At 45.1% G+C, this 15510-nt stretch carries 16 protein-coding genes; 12 read left to right on the top strand and 4 right to left on the bottom strand.

Translation table 11 applies throughout. From position 1 onward, the window contains the following. Window positions 1-214: 214 nt before the first annotated feature. Complete coding sequence (locus tag RH061_RS20140; protein WP_311072580.1) at window positions 215-1177, bottom strand: ABC transporter substrate-binding protein; 963 nt, start codon at window positions 1175-1177, stop codon at window positions 215-217. Window positions 1178-1455: 278 nt separating this feature from the next. Between RH061_RS20140 and RH061_RS20135 the strand changes: the two genes are divergently transcribed. The 5 genes from RH061_RS20135 to RH061_RS20115 are packed head-to-tail and all read left to right on the top strand — an operon-like array spanning window position 1456 to window position 5376. After that, the gene (locus RH061_RS20135; protein ID WP_311076477.1) at window positions 1456-2460 is read left to right on the top strand and encodes a FecCD family ABC transporter permease; all 1005 of its coding nucleotides are present in this window, start codon (window positions 1456-1458) and stop codon (window positions 2458-2460) included. Beyond that, window positions 2457-3512, top strand: coding sequence for a FecCD family ABC transporter permease (locus RH061_RS20130; RefSeq protein ID WP_311072579.1), 1056 nt, complete (start codon window positions 2457-2459; stop codon window positions 3510-3512). The genes RH061_RS20135 and RH061_RS20130 overlap by 4 nt, the downstream gene beginning before the upstream one ends. Window positions 3513-3535: 23 nt before the next feature. Beyond that, on the top strand, window positions 3536-4357 hold the full coding sequence (locus tag RH061_RS20125) for an ABC transporter ATP-binding protein (protein ID WP_311072578.1): 822 nt from the start codon (window positions 3536-3538) through the stop codon (window positions 4355-4357). After that, complete coding sequence (gene fhuF / locus RH061_RS20120) at window positions 4354-5115, top strand: siderophore-iron reductase FhuF (protein WP_311072577.1); 762 nt, start codon at window positions 4354-4356, stop codon at window positions 5113-5115. Before RH061_RS20125 ends, fhuF begins: the two co-directional genes overlap by 4 nt. 18 nt (window positions 5116-5133) lie before the next feature. Beyond that, a complete protein-coding gene (locus tag RH061_RS20115) occupies window positions 5134-5376 on the top strand; it encodes a YusU family protein (protein WP_311072576.1) in 243 nt (80 codons plus the stop codon). Window positions 5377-6005: 629 nt separating this feature from the next. Here RH061_RS20115 and RH061_RS20110 read toward each other — a convergent pair. Together RH061_RS20110 and RH061_RS20105 are read right to left on the bottom strand one after the other, a co-directional pair. Then, on the bottom strand, window positions 6006-6347 hold the full coding sequence (locus RH061_RS20110; protein WP_311072575.1) for a spore coat protein: 342 nt from the start codon (window positions 6345-6347) through the stop codon (window positions 6006-6008). Window positions 6348-6373: 26 nt separating this feature from the next. Then, window positions 6374-6658: a hypothetical protein gene (locus RH061_RS20105; protein ID WP_311072574.1), complete on the bottom strand. Its 285-nt coding sequence runs from the start codon at window positions 6656-6658 to the stop codon at window positions 6374-6376. Between the two features lie 217 nt (window positions 6659-6875). Between RH061_RS20105 and RH061_RS20100 the strand changes: the two genes are divergently transcribed. Beyond that, complete coding sequence (locus RH061_RS20100; RefSeq protein ID WP_311072573.1) at window positions 6876-7793, top strand: proline dehydrogenase family protein; 918 nt, start codon at window positions 6876-6878, stop codon at window positions 7791-7793. Between the two features lie 80 nt (window positions 7794-7873). On the opposite strand, the gene RH061_RS20095 is transcribed toward RH061_RS20100, so the two are convergent. Then, entirely contained in the window at window positions 7874-8005 is a 132-nt protein-coding gene (locus tag RH061_RS20095; RefSeq protein WP_079507049.1) for a YuzL family protein, read from the bottom strand. Between the two features lie 236 nt (window positions 8006-8241). Here RH061_RS20095 and RH061_RS20090 point away from each other — a divergent pair, with 236 nt between their 5' ends. The 6 genes from RH061_RS20090 (at window position 8242) to RH061_RS20065 (ending at window position 15122) form a co-directional block, all read left to right on the top strand. Beyond that, a complete protein-coding gene (locus RH061_RS20090; RefSeq protein WP_311072572.1) occupies window positions 8242-10626 on the top strand; it encodes a 3-hydroxyacyl-CoA dehydrogenase/enoyl-CoA hydratase family protein in 2385 nt (794 codons plus the stop codon). Window positions 10627-10685: 59 nt separating this feature from the next. Beyond that, the gene (locus tag RH061_RS20085) at window positions 10686-11861 is read left to right on the top strand and encodes an acetyl-CoA C-acetyltransferase (RefSeq protein WP_311072571.1); all 1176 of its coding nucleotides are present in this window, start codon (window positions 10686-10688) and stop codon (window positions 11859-11861) included. Window positions 11862-11916: 55 nt separating this feature from the next. Further along, the gene (locus RH061_RS20080) at window positions 11917-13701 is read left to right on the top strand and encodes an acyl-CoA dehydrogenase FadE (RefSeq protein WP_167833575.1); all 1785 of its coding nucleotides are present in this window, start codon (window positions 11917-11919) and stop codon (window positions 13699-13701) included. A gap of 252 nt (window positions 13702-13953) precedes the next feature. After that, window positions 13954-14310, top strand: coding sequence for an arsenate reductase family protein (locus RH061_RS20075; RefSeq protein WP_311072570.1), 357 nt, complete (start codon window positions 13954-13956; stop codon window positions 14308-14310). A gap of 53 nt (window positions 14311-14363) precedes the next feature. Further along, the gene (gcvH, locus tag RH061_RS20070) at window positions 14364-14744 is read left to right on the top strand and encodes a glycine cleavage system protein GcvH (protein WP_311072569.1); all 381 of its coding nucleotides are present in this window, start codon (window positions 14364-14366) and stop codon (window positions 14742-14744) included. Between the two features lie 138 nt (window positions 14745-14882). Next, entirely contained in the window at window positions 14883-15122 is a 240-nt protein-coding gene (locus tag RH061_RS20065) for a YusG family protein (RefSeq protein ID WP_311072568.1), read from the top strand. The last annotated feature ends 388 nt before the right edge of the window (window positions 15123-15510 follow it).

Here is a 15510-nt window from a genome sequence, read left to right as displayed (position 1 = left end):
TGGTCAGGTGAGACCCCGCAAGAGCGAAGCGATGAGGAGGCTCAGCGCCAGCCCCGCGGAAAGCGAAGCGCCTGGAACGGAAATCAACGGACCATTTTTACAAGTAGTCTCAAAAATAAAGAGGGTGCCCAAAAGTTTATACTTTTGGGACACCCTCTTCCTGGTTTCTATATATAGGGGTGGGGGATTAGTCAAATAAAATCTTGGGGGGATTTTATTTCAACATATGTTTTTCGAGATCATCGAGCATCAAGTTGGCTGCCAAAACGCCGCCTGCTGTATTCCAGATGGCGTCATCCACTTTGTGGACTTCACCTTTTTTCGCTACCTCAAGGTTTTGGAATAACGGATCCTCGATCCATTCCTTTTCAACCTCTGTTGCTTTGCCGTCGCCTTCATCATATGTGAAGTAGAATAGGATATCTCCGTCCATTGCCGGGATTCTTTCTTTTGTTACACCTTTTTCAGCAAAGTCTTCTTGATCCTGGCTTTCTGGACGAGCAAGGCCAATCTGTTCAAGGATAACGCCTGAGAATGAATCCTTATGGTAAATACGGACGTCACCGGCCATGAAGCGGACCATGGATACTTCCGTATTGATTTTGTCTCCAAGTTTTTCTTTCAAGTCTTCAATTCGCTGGTCATAAGCAGCGAGTACTTCTTTGCCTTTTTCCTCTTTGTTTACAGCTTTTGCATAAAGCTCGAAGTTGTTCTTCCAGTTACCGCGAAGGTCCTCAGCGAAAACAGTTGGTGCGATTGCTTTAAGCTGTTCATAAATATCTTCCTGGCGCATTTTATTTCCGATGATCAAGTCTGGCTGAAGCGCGGCAATAGCTTCTACATTAACCTGGCTCTCGACACCGACGACTTCTACATCCTTCATATCATCAGCGATATGGTCATACCAAGGGTCTCCTGTCCATGACTGTACGGCACCGACTGGAGTGACACCAAGCGCAAGAAGTGCTTCTGTACCTTCATTTGTCAGGATGACGACCTTTTCTGGAGTCTTTTCCAAAGTGGTTTCACCCATTGCGTGTCCCACTGTGTAGCCTTCTTCTTTTTCCTTTGGTGCTTCTGCTGTATTCTTTGCATCCTCTTCGTTGCTGCCGCATGCTGCCAAAAGCAGGATGGTGAAGATGCTGATAAGAGCCAGCAAGTGTTTTGAAACTTTCATATGTATTTCCTCCTAGATTGTTATTGATAATCGTTTTCAATTACTGCATCCTTATGATAAAATGCAAGTGAGGACATTGTCAACACTAATTGATAATGATTTTCATCATCATTGACGATTTTGTGAACATGTAAGTCGAACTGGTGAAAAGAACCCTTTTTTCACGTAAAGTTTAATTAACAACATAAACAACTTTTTAAAAATACTTTTATCAACTGTGATCAATGCTAATGAAAGAATGGTTAACAGTATTCCTGGCAGAAAGAAAGGTAATCGAAATGCTCCTGAAAACCAACGGCCAAAGATGGATTGGATTAATGGCGGCCATCTTCTTCAATTTGTTTTTAATATGTGCAAGTATCGTTTACGGTTATACGGATACATCTTGGGGGACAGCATTTAATGCATTCACCAATTATGATGGATCAAGCGAACATATCATCATTCAATCAGTCCGGCTTCCGCGTGCGTTGATTGCGGCTGCTGTCGGTGCGAGCCTGGCGATTGCTGGTGTCCTGATGCAAACGTTAACGAAAAACCCTCTCGCTTCTCCAGGGATTTTTGGCGTGAATGCCGGAGCTGGATTTGCTGTAGTGGTTGCTGTGACCGTTTTTTCGGTTGGCAGCCTCCAGGCGTTTGCGTGGATCTCCTTCCTTGGTGCAGCTCTGGCAGCAGTCAGCGTTTATGTAATAGGGTCTGCAGGCCGTGAAGGATTGACTCCGATGAAATTGACCCTCGCTGGTGCAGCAATGACAGCGATGTTTTCATCTTTCACCCAGGGATTGCTTGTCCTGGATGAGGCGGCACTCGAGCAGGTACTCTACTGGCTCGCAGGATCGGTACAGGGGCGCAAGCTGGAAACGCTCGGCAGTGTTCTCCCATATTTAGCGTTTGGATGGCTGGCAGCACTCTTGATTTCTTCGAAAATGAACGTGCTGTCCATGGGGGAGGATGTAGCGAAAGGCCTCGGTTTGAACACAGGTTTTGTAAAGCTCGGCGCTGGCATCATCATCGTCCTTTTATCTGGTGGTGCCGTGGCTGTAGCCGGACCAATTGGATTTATTGGCATTGTCATTCCTCATCTGACCAGGGCGGTTGTCGGCATTGACCACCGCTGGGTGATCCCTTTCTCGGCAATTTTTGGAGGTATGCTGCTGCTGGCGGCAGATATCGCTGCCCGATACGTACTGATGCCGCAGGAAATTCCTGTTGGTGTCATGACCGCTATGATCGGGACTCCATTTTTCATTTATATAGCGAGAAAGGGGTTCAACGGAAAATGAGCCAGTATAGGACTCTCAGGATTTTTAAAGATAAAGTATCTTTCTTGATAGATAAAAAGGCAGCCGGAATCCTTTTCGGTCTGCTGATTTTGGCAGTGGCCGTGCTTGTCATCAGTACCGGCATGGGCGATATGGCGATAAGCCCATTGAGCGTCATTTCGGTGTTTTTTGGCGGAGGAAGCGATATGGAGAGATTGGTTGTGCAATCCTTCCGCTTACCGAGAATCATCGTGGCTCTGATGGTGGGCATCAGCTTGGCTGTAGCCGGAGGAATCCTACAGGGAATGATCAGGAATCCGCTTGCTTCACCTGACATTCTTGGAATTACCGGTGGTGCTGCAGTGGCAGTTGTCGGATTTCTCGCCGTTTTCAGCGGGGATAATAATGCACTGACAGTAAGCATAGAATGGATGCCAGTAGCAGCTTTTGCGGGTGCTTCCATTGTAGCGTTCCTGGTTTATTTTCTTTCCTGGAAAAATGGTGTTTCACCAGTAAGACTTGTATTGATTGGTATCGGGATTTCCGCGATGATGCAGGCCTTGACGACACTGATGATGATCATGGGTCCGATCTACCGTGCAAGCCAGGCGAATATCTGGATTACAGGAACTGTGTATGGATCCACCTGGAGCAATGTCGCCGTGCTTGTGCCATGGACCGTCATCATGCTGTTGATCGCTTTTATTTTTGCAAGGAATGTCAATGTACAGGAACTTGGGGAAGATATAGCCACAGGCGTGGGAGGGCATGTCCAGAGGCAGCGTTTTGTGCTGCTGCTTGTCAGCACGGCACTGATCGCCAGTTCGGTCGCTTTTGCCGGAGGAATCGGTTTCGTTGGCCTGATGGCACCACATATGGCAAGAAGGCTTGTCGGCTCTGCATTCGGTGCACTATTGCCTGTATCAGCTCTTATTGGCGGTATCTTGGTCATGCTCGCCGATTTGATCGGACGTACGATGTTTTCGCCATTAGAGGTCCCTGCAGGAGTATTCACTGCCGGGATCGGCGCACCGTATTTTATCTATCTGCTATATAAAACAAGAAATTCTTAAACCTGACAGAAAGGGGAATCGACATGATCCAGGCTATTGAAACGGAAAAACTGACGCTATCCTATGGAGATTCCATTATCATAAATGAATTAGATATCGAAATTCCGAAAGGGGAAATCACCGTTTTCATCGGAGGAAACGGCTGTGGAAAATCAACCTTGCTGCGCTCGATCGCCAGGCTGCTAAAGCCACAGGCAGGAGCGATCCTTTTGGAAGGGGAGGCAATCTCCAAACTGTCGACCAAGGAAGTTGCCCGAAAAATGGCGATCCTTCCCCAGTCTCCCACAGCACCGGAAGGACTGACAGTCATGCAGCTTGTAAAACAAGGCAGATATCCTTACCAGACGTGGCTGAAGCAATGGTCGGAAGAGGATGAAAAAAGTGTGGAAAATGCTTTGAAGGCAACGGGCATTGACCACCTGAAGGACCGCACAGTCGATTCATTGTCAGGGGGACAGCGCCAGCGTGCGTGGATTGCAATGACATTGGCGCAGGACACAGATATCATCCTGCTTGATGAACCGACAACCTATCTGGATATGACTCATCAAATCGAAATCCTCGATCTTCTTTTTGAGTTGAATGAAAACGAAGGCAGAACGATTGTCATGGTGCTGCATGACCTGAACCTGGCCTGCCGATACGCCCATAATATCGTCGCAATCAAGGACCAAAAAATCTTTGACCAGGGGAAACCGGAAGTTGTCATTAACTGCGGACTTGTGAAGCATGTTTTTGGGATGAATTGTGAAGTGACCATTGACCCGTTATTCGGCACGCCGCTATGCATTCCGCATGGCAAAGGCCGCCGCATCGTCAGGGATAAAGTAGGAGCGCCAGTATGAAAAGAGAACTGACAGCAACTGAAATGGCGATACTCGCCAACTACCGTTTTGTCGTTTCCGAGCCTGATAAGGAAGTCCAAATCGATTTCAGGCCTTTTACGGATGCAGCGGCAATGGGCGAATATCTGGAAAAGTTCAATGAAGGATTGAAGGCTCCGGATGCGAAAACAGCAGCATCCGTTTTCATGAAACGGCATGCCTTTCTTGCCGTTCTCTATCTATATTCCATGACCGCTTTTAACAAAAGGCTGGATGTTTCACCTGAGAATATTATTCTGGCAGATGCCATTAAAGATGGACTTTGGCTGCCGGGGTTTTATTTGAAACACAAAAGCACCGAACTCTGTCCTTCTGGCCAGCGTGAAGAGTGGAGGAGGGAGGCAATCAGGCATTTGTTTTTGGATAATCTTTCTCCGGTTATGGATGCCATCTCAAAATCTGCGAAAATCTCGAAAATGATTTTATGGGAGAATGTCGCAGTCTATATTTTCTGGCTCTATGAAAAAATCTTAAGCCAAGCCGAGGATCATGAAGTGAAGGAGAGGGCGCAAGAGGACTTCTCCTTTCTGATTGAGACGGCCACAGGAAAGCTGTTTGGACGCTATCACAGCAACCCGATTGCGGGATTTCACACTGAACCAGTCTATCAGGAAGAGTCAGATACATATATAAGGATCCGCAAAACCTGCTGTTTCAGCTATTTGCTTAAGGATAAAGGAAGCTATTGTAAAACCTGCCCCCGGATATGCGGAGCTTAAAAAATGAGGAGTGTCGAAATGGATAAAACTCTTACAGAACAAGTGGATGGATTGCTGGAAAAATACACAGAGCTTTTGGTCGGTGAAGGTTCAGTTGAAAATATCGAAAAGGTAAAAACATGGATACTATACACCCATATCGCCAAGTCGATGCCTCCGCTCGCAAAGCACTGGAATGCGGAATATCCGGATGCCAGAGAGCAAATCAAGAATGTGATCACCCAAGTCAAAGAAATGAATGAGCAGCAACGCAAGAAATAACGAATGACCATCTCCAAGCGAGGTGGTTTTTTTTGTCGGCATTTTTGGCGGTGAATGTGAAAAGATGTGCAAACGAAGTTTCAACACCATAACAATAGTGAAAAGGGCAAGAAAGGGAAGAGAAGAGCTATCACTAATGTACAATCATGCAGCAAGGTTGGGAAAAAAGTGCGCACGTAACTCTATTGGATAAAAATATGGGGATTCTCTGAAAAGCGTCCGTTAGAAGGGCTCTATTGGACAAAACCCTGAGGAATTCCCAGAAAAGTGTCCGTTAGAAGGGCTCTATTGGACAAAACCATGAGGAATTCCCAGAAAAGTGTCCGTTAGAAGGGCTCTATCGGACAAAGCCCTGAGGAATTCCCAGAAAAGTGTCCGTTAGAAGAGCTCTATTGGACAAAACCATGAGGAATTCCCAGAAAAGTGTCCGTTAGAAGAGCTCTATTGGACAAAACCATGAGGAATTCCCAGAAAAGTGTCCGTTAGAAGAGCTCTATTGGACAAAACCATGAGGAATTCCCAAAAAATTGTCCGTTAGAAGGGCTCTATCGGACAAAGCCCTGAGGAATTCCCAGAAAAGTGTCCGTCAAAAATAAGAACCGGGCGAACAAGCCCGGTTCGAATATGAATTATTGAAGCTGCTGTCCGCCATATGGGAATTGGTTTGTATAACCCTGGAACTGCTGGTGGGACTGCTGAAGCTTTTGCGCATCTGCCGCTTCCACGCCATACCAGCCTTTCTTGAACATCAGGTTATAAAGGCTGCGCTGGGCGTTGGCTGTTTCTGTGTAGATAGCGAGTACATCCTGATAAAGTTGGTCGTGACTTAATTCATTGAGAGCAGTATCATAACCCTGAGTCATGTATTTTTCAGTCGTTAATATATCATTGATAAAATCGCGGTCATTCATCTGCGGTGTCTTCTGGACCTGTGTTTCTGGATTCTGGATTTTTTGCTGATTCTGGTTCATCCGCTTTTTCCTCCTATCTAGTTGTATTATTGCATTCCTGGCATCTGGGAATATGTCTGGTTTTGCGGGCTATTTAGATGAGTTAGGATTTTCTCGTAGTGTTTCTGATGCATTTGTCCGCATTTTTCGATTTCCATCTTCAGCTCCTGGTCCTGGCACTGTTGGGCAAAGAAATGTGCTTTTTTCATGGCAAGTAAATTCCATGAAAGCATATCTGTTAAGTATAAAGAATCTTTAGTGGATACAACTGATGGCGGCGTCTGCATGATCCCTTGCTGCTGGCCCTGAAAATTCATGTTTTGCTGCTGCATATTAAGACCTCCTGTTTTATGATCATTCCTACGGATATTATCGTTCCCGAGCCGAAATAAAGTATGCAGGACAGGATTCGTCAAAAAAGAACATTTTCCTACGAAAGTAATATTCAAAGCTAAAAAAAAGTGATAAAATGATTTTGCAAAATAGATATAGATGAAGCAATTTTTTTAAAGGGTGTTGTAATCGTTTTCATTAAGGGGAGGAAAAGCTATGGAACAATTAATGAGGAACTTCTTTCTTTTTCTATCGAAAAATAAATTTTTTACGAAGATGGCCAAGAAATACGGCCTTCGTCTAGGGGCAAAACGCTTCGTTTCCGGCGAAACGGTCGAGCAGTCAGTGGCTGTCATCAAGGAACTCAATAGCAAGAATCTTGCGGCAACCGTCGATTTCCTTGGCGAATTCGTCGACAATGAAAAAGAAGCTAACGAGAGAGCGGAAAGTTCAATTGCGATGATCAAGGCGATTGGCCGGGAAAAATTGAATGCCCAGATGAGCGTGAAAATGACTTCACTCGGCTTTGATATTTCCGAAAAAGTTGTCATGAACAATATGCGCCGGATCATGGATACAGCCAAAGAGAATAATGTATTCGTTACCATCGACATGGAGGACTACGAGCGCTGCCAGAAGACTTTGGATATTTTCAAGCAGCTGAAGTCCGAATATGACAACATAGGCACTGTCATCCAGGCTTACTTGTACAGGACAGAAAAGGATATAGAGGACCTGAATCAATATTCTCCGAATCTCCGTCTTGTGAAGGGAGCTTACAAAGAGTCACCGGAAGTGGCTTTCCCTGAAAAGAAAGATGTCGATGAGAACTTCAAGAAAATCATCAAGATGCATATGCTGAACGGCAACTATACAGCTGTTGCATCACACGATGACAATATCATTAATTTCACGAAGGAGTTTGCGAAGGCAAACAATATTCCGAAAAGCCAGTTCGAGTTCCAGATGCTGTTTGGAATCATGCCGGAAAGGCAGCTGCAGCTGGCCGAAGAAGGATATACAATGCGCGTTTATGTCCCATTCGGAACAGACTGGTACGGATATTTCATGCGCCGCCTTGCAGAACGCCCGGCAAACGTTGCATTTGTTTTAAAAGGAATGCTGAAAAAATAAACTTCAGGCTGACATTTGTCAGCCTGTTTTTTTGTCATCCAGCTTAAGCGTCAACTACTTCGAGACGCTTCTGCTATTGTTTATTTTTTGTACTGGCTGTTCTGGCTGTTTTGTTTTCTTTCTCCGCCTTGTCCCATTGACGGACCGGCATTTCCTTTGACACTGGCAGCGCTGACGCCAGCCTTAGATGGATCTTTTTTCAATCTCGCCATGATCATACCTCCGTGTTTTAAGGATAAAAAGTACCGCTTTATTAGATTGCCCAAGTCTTGAGAAATAAGCATGGCGATTAAAGATTCAAAAAATTTTCTTTTTTCCGCACCTTATTATTGCGGAAATTTTTTAAATATTTTATAGTAGTAATTAACAGAGCTCATTTATATGCATATTTTTTTTGGTGCAAAAATGAATGAGTATTCATTCAAAAGAGTCAAAGGGGGAGACAAATTTGATGCGACAAATTCAAAAGGCAGCGGTGCTTGGTTCAGGTGTCATGGGATCAGGGATTGCCGCACATTTGGCAAACATCGGGATTCCGACATTGCTGCTGGACATTGTACCTCGGGAATTAACGGAACAGGAAAAAGCGAAAGGCCTGACACTAGAAGATAAGCAGGTGCGCAACCGGATCAGTGCAGGAGCTTTGCAGAAGTTATTGAAGCAGAAGCCCGCACCCCTGGCCTCCAAAAAGAATCTTGCTTTAATTGAAGCAGGCAATTTCGAAGATGATATGGAAAAACTCAAGGATGTAGACTGGGTAATCGAAGTTGTAGTTGAAAACCTTGATATAAAAAAGAAAGTTTTCACTGATGTAGATAAATACCGTAAGCAAGGCAGCATCATCAGCTCGAATACATCAGGAATCTCAGTCGAGGCAATGGCTGAAGGACGTTCCGAAGATTTCAGGAAGCATTTCCTTGGCACACACTTCTTCAACCCGCCGCGCTACCTGAAGCTTCTTGAAGTCATTCCTACTAAAGATACGGATCCTGAAGTTCTTTCATTCGTAAAGACTTTCGGTGAAGACAAATTAGGCAAGGGAGTAGTGGAAGCGAAGGATACACCGAACTTCATCGCCAACCGAATCGGAACTTACGGATTGCTCGTGACAGTACGGGAAATGGTCAAAGGCGGATATAGTGTTGGTGAGGTTGACTCCGTGACTGGTCCAATGATCGGCCGCCCTAAGAGCGCAACATTCCGTACACTGGATGTAGTTGGTCTCGACACCTTCGCTCATGTTGCAAAAAACGTATATGACCAGGTTGACGGGGAAGAAAAGGAAGTTTTTGAAGTACCTGAGTTCATGAAGAAGATGCTTGAGAACGGCTGGCTTGGAAGCAAGTCAGGCCAGGGATTTTTCCTGAAACAAGGCAAGGAAATCCTTGAACTTGATCCGCAGACTTTGGAATACGGACCTCGTAAAAAACTTAAAACAGCGTCTACTGAAATGGCGAAGCAGGAAAAAGGGCTTGCCAATAAAATGAAAGCGCTTGTTTATGCAAAGGACCGCGCTGGAGAGCTTTTATGGAACATCTTCAGTCCTGTACTTGTATACTCGGCTGATCTGCTTGGCACCATTGCTGACGATATCGTCGCCGTGGACCGTGCGATGAAGTGGGGCTTCGGCTGGGAAATGGGACCTTTCGAAGCATGGGATGCACTGGGGGTAGAAAAGGCAATCAGCAAAATGGAGTCTGAAGGCAAGACCGTTCCTGTATGGGTAAAAGAAATGGTCGAAAAAGGCTACACTTCATTCTACAAAGAAGAAGATGGCAAGCTGCAATACTACCACAATGGTGAATATGTAGCTGTGGAAGAAAATCCAAAGGCCATCAACCTGAAGCTCCTGAAGAAGCAAAAGGGTGTCATTAAAAAGAATGGCGGTGCAAGCCTGATCGACTTAGGCGATGGCATCGCATTGCTGGAGTTCCATTCACACAGCAACTCGATCGGACCTGACATCCTTCAAATGATCAATTTTGCGATTGACGAAGTGGAAAAGAACTACAAGGGTCTTGTCATCGGAAACCAGGGCAAAAACTTCTCGGTAGGTGCGAACCTGGCGATGATCCTGATGGAAGCGCAGGACGATAATATTTGGGACCTTGATATGGTCGTTCGCCAATTCCAGCAGACGACGATGAAAATCAAGTACTGCTCAAAGCCTGTTGTCGCAGCTCCATTTGGAATGACGCTGGGCGGCGGAGCTGAAATGTGCTTGCCGGCAGCGCATATCCAGGCGTCCATGGAAACATACATGGGTCTTGTTGAAGCAGGCGTTGGCTTGATCCCTGGCGGCGGCGGAAACAAAGAGCTTTACATCAAGCACCTTGAAGGCCTGCCAAAAGGCGTCGACTTTGACCTTCAAAAGGTTGCGAACAAAGTATTCGAAACAATCGCGATGGCTAAAGTCTCCACTTCGGGTGAAGAAGCACGTGAGAATAACTTCTTGAATGAAGCAGATGGAATCAGCGTGAACAGCGATCACTTGTTATATGATGCGAAACAGGCTGCATTGAATTTATATGAAAGCGGTTATAAGGCGCCAGTGAGAAAGAAGGTACCTGTAACGGGCGAGCCGGGATATGCAACCCTGCTATTGGGTGCTCAGACAATGCATCTATCAGGTTACATTTCTGAACATGACTTGAAAATCGCGAAGAAGCTTGCATATGTCATCTCTGGCGGTAAAGTGCCATACGGAACCGAAGTAGATGAGCAATACTTGCTCGACCTTGAAAGAGAAGCGTTCCTGAGCCTTGTGGCTGAACCGAAATCACAGCAGCGCATGCAGCATATGCTCGTAAAAGGCAAGCCATTGCGCAACTAATAGATTGATAGTTATGAAGGAAATATACATTTAACATCCGAGGAAAGAGAGGGAATGAGATGAGAGAAGCGGTAATCGTAGCCGGAGCCCGGACACCGGTCGGAAAAGCAAAAAAAGGAACTCTTGCAAATGTCCGGCCCGATGATCTTGGAGCTCTTGTAGTAAGAGAAACTCTTAAACGTGCAGGCAATTATGAAGGGAACATTGATGACTTAATCATCGGCTGTGCAATGCCAGAAGCAGAGCAGGGTTTGAATATGGCGCGAAATATCGGTGCACTTGCTGGGTTGTCACATGAAGTGCCGGCGATCACAATCAATCGTTATTGTTCTTCAGGTCTTCAGGCGATTGCGAATGCATCCGAAAGAATCATGCTTGGCCATGCAGACACAATCATCGCTGGCGGAGCGGAATCAATGAGTTTGGTGCCGATGATGGGCCACGTCGTCCGCCCGAATGCGAAGCTGGCTGAAACGGCTCCGCAGTATTATATGGGAATGGGCCATACAGCTGAGGAAGTAGCCAAGAAGTACGGCATTTCCCGTGAAGAGCAGGACGCTTTTGCAGTAAGAAGCCATCAGCGTGCAGCAAAGGCAATCCAGGAAGGCAAGTTCGAGGATGAAATCGTTCCTGTCGATGTAACCCTTCGTTCAGTAGGAAAAGACAATAAGCTTGTCGAAAAGACGATCCAATTCAAACAGGATGAAGGCGTACGTCCTGATACGAACCTTGAAACTCTGGCGAAGCTTCGTCCGGCTTTCAATATCCAAGGTACAGTCACTGCAGGTAACTCTTCACAAACGAGTGACGGAGCAGCGGCAGTCATGGTGATGGACCGTGAAAAAGCGGAATCTCTTGGATTGAAGCCCCTCGCTAAATTCCGTTCATTCGCACTTGGCGGAGTGCCGCCGGAAATCATGGGGATCGGCCCTGTCGTGGCAATCCCTAAAGCTTTGAAGCTTGCAGGACTGCAAGTGTCAGATATCGGCGTATTCGAACTGAATGAAGCATTCGCTTCACAATCAATCCAGGTCATCCGTGAGCTGGGCCTTGATGAAGATAAAGTCAATGTGAACGGCGGCGCGATTGCACTAGGCCACCCGCTTGGAACTACTGGAGCGAAACTGACTTTAACCGTCATCCACGAAATGAAACGCAGAAATGAACAATTCGGTGTCGTAACAATGTGTATCGGCGGCGGAATGGGCGCAGCTGGAGTATTTGAACTACTTTAAACAAAAATATGGAGGGGTCTTAGCCCCTCCCCATAATGGATGGGAGGAACAATAAATGGGTAACCAAACAGAAAAGCTTGTAAAAGGCGGAAGTTTCTTAATCGAGGATGTAACTTATGACCATGTTTTCACTCCTGAGGATTACACAGATGAGCACAAAATGATCGCAAAAACGACTGAGGATTTCGTAACGAACGAAGTATTGCCTCAGGTTGAATATATCGAGCAGCACGAGTTTGACCGCACTGTGAAACTATTGAAGGAAGCTGGAGAGCTTGGCCTTCTTGGAGCAGATGTTCCAGAAGAATACGGCGGATTGAGTCTTGATAAAATCAGCTCAGCTTTGATCGCTGAGAAAATGGCAGTAGCTGGAGGATTCTCGATCTCCCACGGTGCACACGTAGGGATCGGTTCATTGCCAATCGTTCTTTTCGGAAATGAGGAACAAAAGCAAAAATACCTTCCTGAACTGGCAACTGGCGAAAAGCTAGCAGCGTACGCTCTTACTGAGCCAGGTTCAGGTTCAGACGCATTGGGTGCAAAGACTACTGCCAAACTGAATGCTGAAGGCACTCATTACGTTCTTAACGGCGAAAAGCAATGGATCACAAACGCTGGCTTTGCAGATGTATTCGTTGTTTATGCTAAGATCGACGGCGAACAATTCACAGCTTTCATCGTTGAAAGAGAATACCCAGGAGTATCAGTAGGCGCTGAAGAGAAGAAAATGGGAATCAAGAGCTCTTCAACACGTACATTGATTCTAGAGGATGCTCAAGTTCCTGTGGAGAACCTTCTTGGTGAAGCAGGAAAAGGCCACCTTATCGCCTTCAATATCCTGAACATCGGACGTTATAAGCTGGGTGTAGGCGCAACTGGCGGAGCTAAGCAGGCATTCGGTCTGACTGTAAAGTATGCTAATCAGCGCCAGCAGTTCAAAACACCTATTTCCCAGTTCAACCTTACAAAAGAGAAGCTTGCGACAATGGCTTCCAAAATCTACGCAACTGAAAGCTCTGTATATCGTACAGTAGGCTTGTTCGAGGAAAGAATGAACCAGTTGTCCGAAGAAGAAATCAACAATGGTAAAGCAGTCGCTGATTCAATCGCTGAGTACGCAATCGAGTGTTCAATGAACAAAGTATTCGCAACAGAAACACTTGACTATGTTGTTGATGAAGGAGTTCAAATCCACGGTGGATACGGCTTCATGCAAGAGTATGAAATCGAAAGAGCATACCGTGATTCAAGAATCAACCGTATTTTTGAAGGAACGAACGAAATCAACCGCCTGTTGGTACCAGGAACATTCCTGCGCAAGGCAATGAAGGGCGAGCTGCCGTTATTGCAAAAAGCTCAACAGCTTCAGGAAGAGCTTATGATGCTAATGCCTGAAGAGCCAGGCGATGAGCCGCTGGCACAGGAAAAATACCTTGTTAAGAACGCGAAGAAAATTGGATTGCTTGCAGCTGGATTGGCTGCACAGAAATTCGGCAAAGCATTGGAAAAAGAGCAGGAGATCCTCGTCAACATCGCCGATATCATCTCAAATGCTTATTCCATGGAATCTGCTGTCCTTCGTACTGAAAAAGCAATTGCAAAAGATGGAGTGGAAAAGAGCAAGCAAAAGCTTCTTTACACACAAATCTTCTGCCAGGAAGCATTCAATGAAATCGAGCGTGACGCAAAAGAAACTCTTGTTGCAACTGAAGAGGGAGATGCACTTCGTATGTTGACTTCCGCATTGCGCAAGTTCACAAGACACACTCCAATCAATGTGATCGCGAAGAAGCGTGAAGCATCTGAAAAGCTCATCGAAGCAGAGCGTTTCATCGTTTAATCTGGGATTTTGAACACTTCTCCTGTTAGAGGAGAAGTGTTTTTTTATAAAGTAAAATCATTTCGAAACAGCAATTTTTTATAAACAAGATTCAGTTCCATGGAGGAATTTATCGAAATATGTAGAATAGAGTAATGGATGCCGAAAATGTCATGGAATTAAACACGGAATGTTAGTATTTTTCAGCCTTATTATGTTACTATCCGATTAGAGGGTTTCATTAATGGGATAATAGCAAAGGGTGGTGAAAACATGACAAAGACATTTTATTGGTACCCTAAATGCGGTACATGCAGGAACGCCAAGAAATGGCTGGACCAGCATGAAGTGAGCTATAATGAAGTACATATTGTCGAAAATCCGCCTTCCCAATCCCAGCTTGAAGAAATGCTGGAAAAAAGCGGCCTTGATATCAAGAAATTTTTCAATACGAGCGGCCAAAAGTATCGGGAACTAGGGATGAAAGACAAAATCAAGACAGCATCAAAAAATGAGCTGCTGGAACTGCTTGCATCAGATGGCATGCTCATCAAACGCCCGCTGATGACAGACGGGGAAAAAGTAACTGTAGGCTTTAAAGAGGAAGAGTTCCAAAAAGCCTGGCTGTAATTTTGGTCCCATCGATAATAATCGATAGAGATATACAAATGGAGGGATAGTTAATGAGTATACCAAATGAATTACGTTACTCTAAAGAACACGAATGGGTAAAAGTTGAAGGAGAAAAGGTTCGCATCGGTATTACTGATTTTGCTCAATCTGAACTGGGCGATATCGTTTTCGTCGAACTTCCTGAAGTAGGAGACGAAATTAGCCTTGATCAGCCATTCGGAAGTGTAGAATCCGTAAAAACTGTTTCTGAGCTATATGCGCCAGTAAGCGGCAAGGTAGTGGAAATTAACGAAGAGCTTAACGACAGCCCTGAATTCGTTAACGAATCTCCATACGAAAAAGCATGGATGATCACTGTCGAGCTGTCTGATAACAGTGAAGTAGAAAATCTTATGACTGCTGAACAATACGAAGAAATGATCAAAGAATAATTTTACATGACGCCTTGATGTTCAAGGCGTTTTCTTATGCAGATTTTTCCCCTCCATAACTCCTTCATTTTTCCATCGATTCATCCCAAAAAATCGGACAAACTAAAAGCAATCGACAATCCAAGAAGGGTGAAACTCATGACACTGAATAAACAAAAGCTTGATATTACGGACAGAGTGACAGGTAAACTGGAAAACGGCCAGATCCAGCTGTATCTGGAAAATGAACACATTGGATCAATAGAGCTTCCAGAAGGTATGCAGATGAAATTAGAACATCACTATGAAGCAGAACAGAATAAAATCTACCAGCATGTATCAGTACCTGACCAATCAGAACCTCGGTACACTGATTGTGATGAAGGCGGCTGGTGTTAAGCAAATCCAAACAGCGGCCAGCCATGCCGCTGTTTTTTCATATGCCCAAAAGGCGTCATGGCAGACAGAAAGGTCACATAGAAAGGTTCTATAAGCCCAAAACAAGACCCAAACAAGAAAAAGGTCACATAGAAAGATTCTATAAGCCCGAAACGAGGCTCAAACAAGAAAAAGGTCACATAGAAAGATTCTATAAGCCCGAAACGAGGCTCGAACAAGAAAAAGGTCACATAGAAAAATTCTATGAGCCCAAAACGAGGCTCAAAGAAGAAAAAAGGTCACATAGAAAGTTTCTATAAGCCCGAAAACAAAGCTCAACGCTCAATATGGTCACACAGGAAAAGTTTTAAGCAGTTTTCTATCCAGTGGGCTAGTCTAATTTTTTGCA

It is taken from the genome of Mesobacillus jeotgali (assembly GCF_031759225.1).
GTDB classification, from domain to species: domain Bacteria; phylum Bacillota; class Bacilli; order Bacillales; family Cytobacillaceae; genus Mesobacillus; species Mesobacillus jeotgali_B.
The sequence above is the reverse complement of the archived record's forward strand: the minus strand, read 5'-3'. Positions and strand labels throughout refer to the sequence as shown.

What these genes read in the sequence shown, in the direction of transcription:
- RH061_RS20140 (WP_311072580.1), bottom strand. Translation starts at nt 1,177, where the DNA reads ATGAAAGTTTCAAAACACTTGCTGGCTCTTATCAGCATCTTCACCATC.
- RH061_RS20135 (WP_311076477.1), top strand. Translation starts at nt 1,456, where the DNA reads ATGCTCCTGAAAACCAACGGCCAAAGATGGATTGGATTAATGGCGGCC.
- RH061_RS20130 (WP_311072579.1), top strand. Translation starts at nt 2,457, where the DNA reads ATGAGCCAGTATAGGACTCTCAGGATTTTTAAAGATAAAGTATCTTTC.
- RH061_RS20125 (WP_311072578.1), top strand. Translation starts at nt 3,536, where the DNA reads ATGATCCAGGCTATTGAAACGGAAAAACTGACGCTATCCTATGGAGAT.
- fhuF (WP_311072577.1), top strand. Translation starts at nt 4,354, where the DNA reads ATGAAAAGAGAACTGACAGCAACTGAAATGGCGATACTCGCCAACTAC.
- RH061_RS20115 (WP_311072576.1), top strand. Translation starts at nt 5,134, where the DNA reads ATGGATAAAACTCTTACAGAACAAGTGGATGGATTGCTGGAAAAATAC.
- RH061_RS20110 (WP_311072575.1), bottom strand. Translation starts at nt 6,347, where the DNA reads ATGAACCAGAATCAGCAAAAAATCCAGAATCCAGAAACACAGGTCCAG.
- RH061_RS20105 (WP_311072574.1), bottom strand. Translation starts at nt 6,658, where the DNA reads ATGCAGCAGCAAAACATGAATTTTCAGGGCCAGCAGCAAGGGATCATG.
- RH061_RS20100 (WP_311072573.1), top strand. Translation starts at nt 6,876, where the DNA reads ATGGAACAATTAATGAGGAACTTCTTTCTTTTTCTATCGAAAAATAAA.
- RH061_RS20095 (WP_079507049.1), bottom strand. Translation starts at nt 8,005, where the DNA reads ATGGCGAGATTGAAAAAAGATCCATCTAAGGCTGGCGTCAGCGCTGCC.
- RH061_RS20085 (WP_311072571.1), top strand. Translation starts at nt 10,686, where the DNA reads ATGAGAGAAGCGGTAATCGTAGCCGGAGCCCGGACACCGGTCGGAAAA.
- RH061_RS20080 (WP_167833575.1), top strand. Translation starts at nt 11,917, where the DNA reads ATGGGTAACCAAACAGAAAAGCTTGTAAAAGGCGGAAGTTTCTTAATC.
- RH061_RS20075 (WP_311072570.1), top strand. Translation starts at nt 13,954, where the DNA reads ATGACAAAGACATTTTATTGGTACCCTAAATGCGGTACATGCAGGAAC.
- gcvH (WP_311072569.1), top strand. Translation starts at nt 14,364, where the DNA reads ATGAGTATACCAAATGAATTACGTTACTCTAAAGAACACGAATGGGTA.
- RH061_RS20065 (WP_311072568.1), top strand. Translation starts at nt 14,883, where the DNA reads ATGACACTGAATAAACAAAAGCTTGATATTACGGACAGAGTGACAGGT.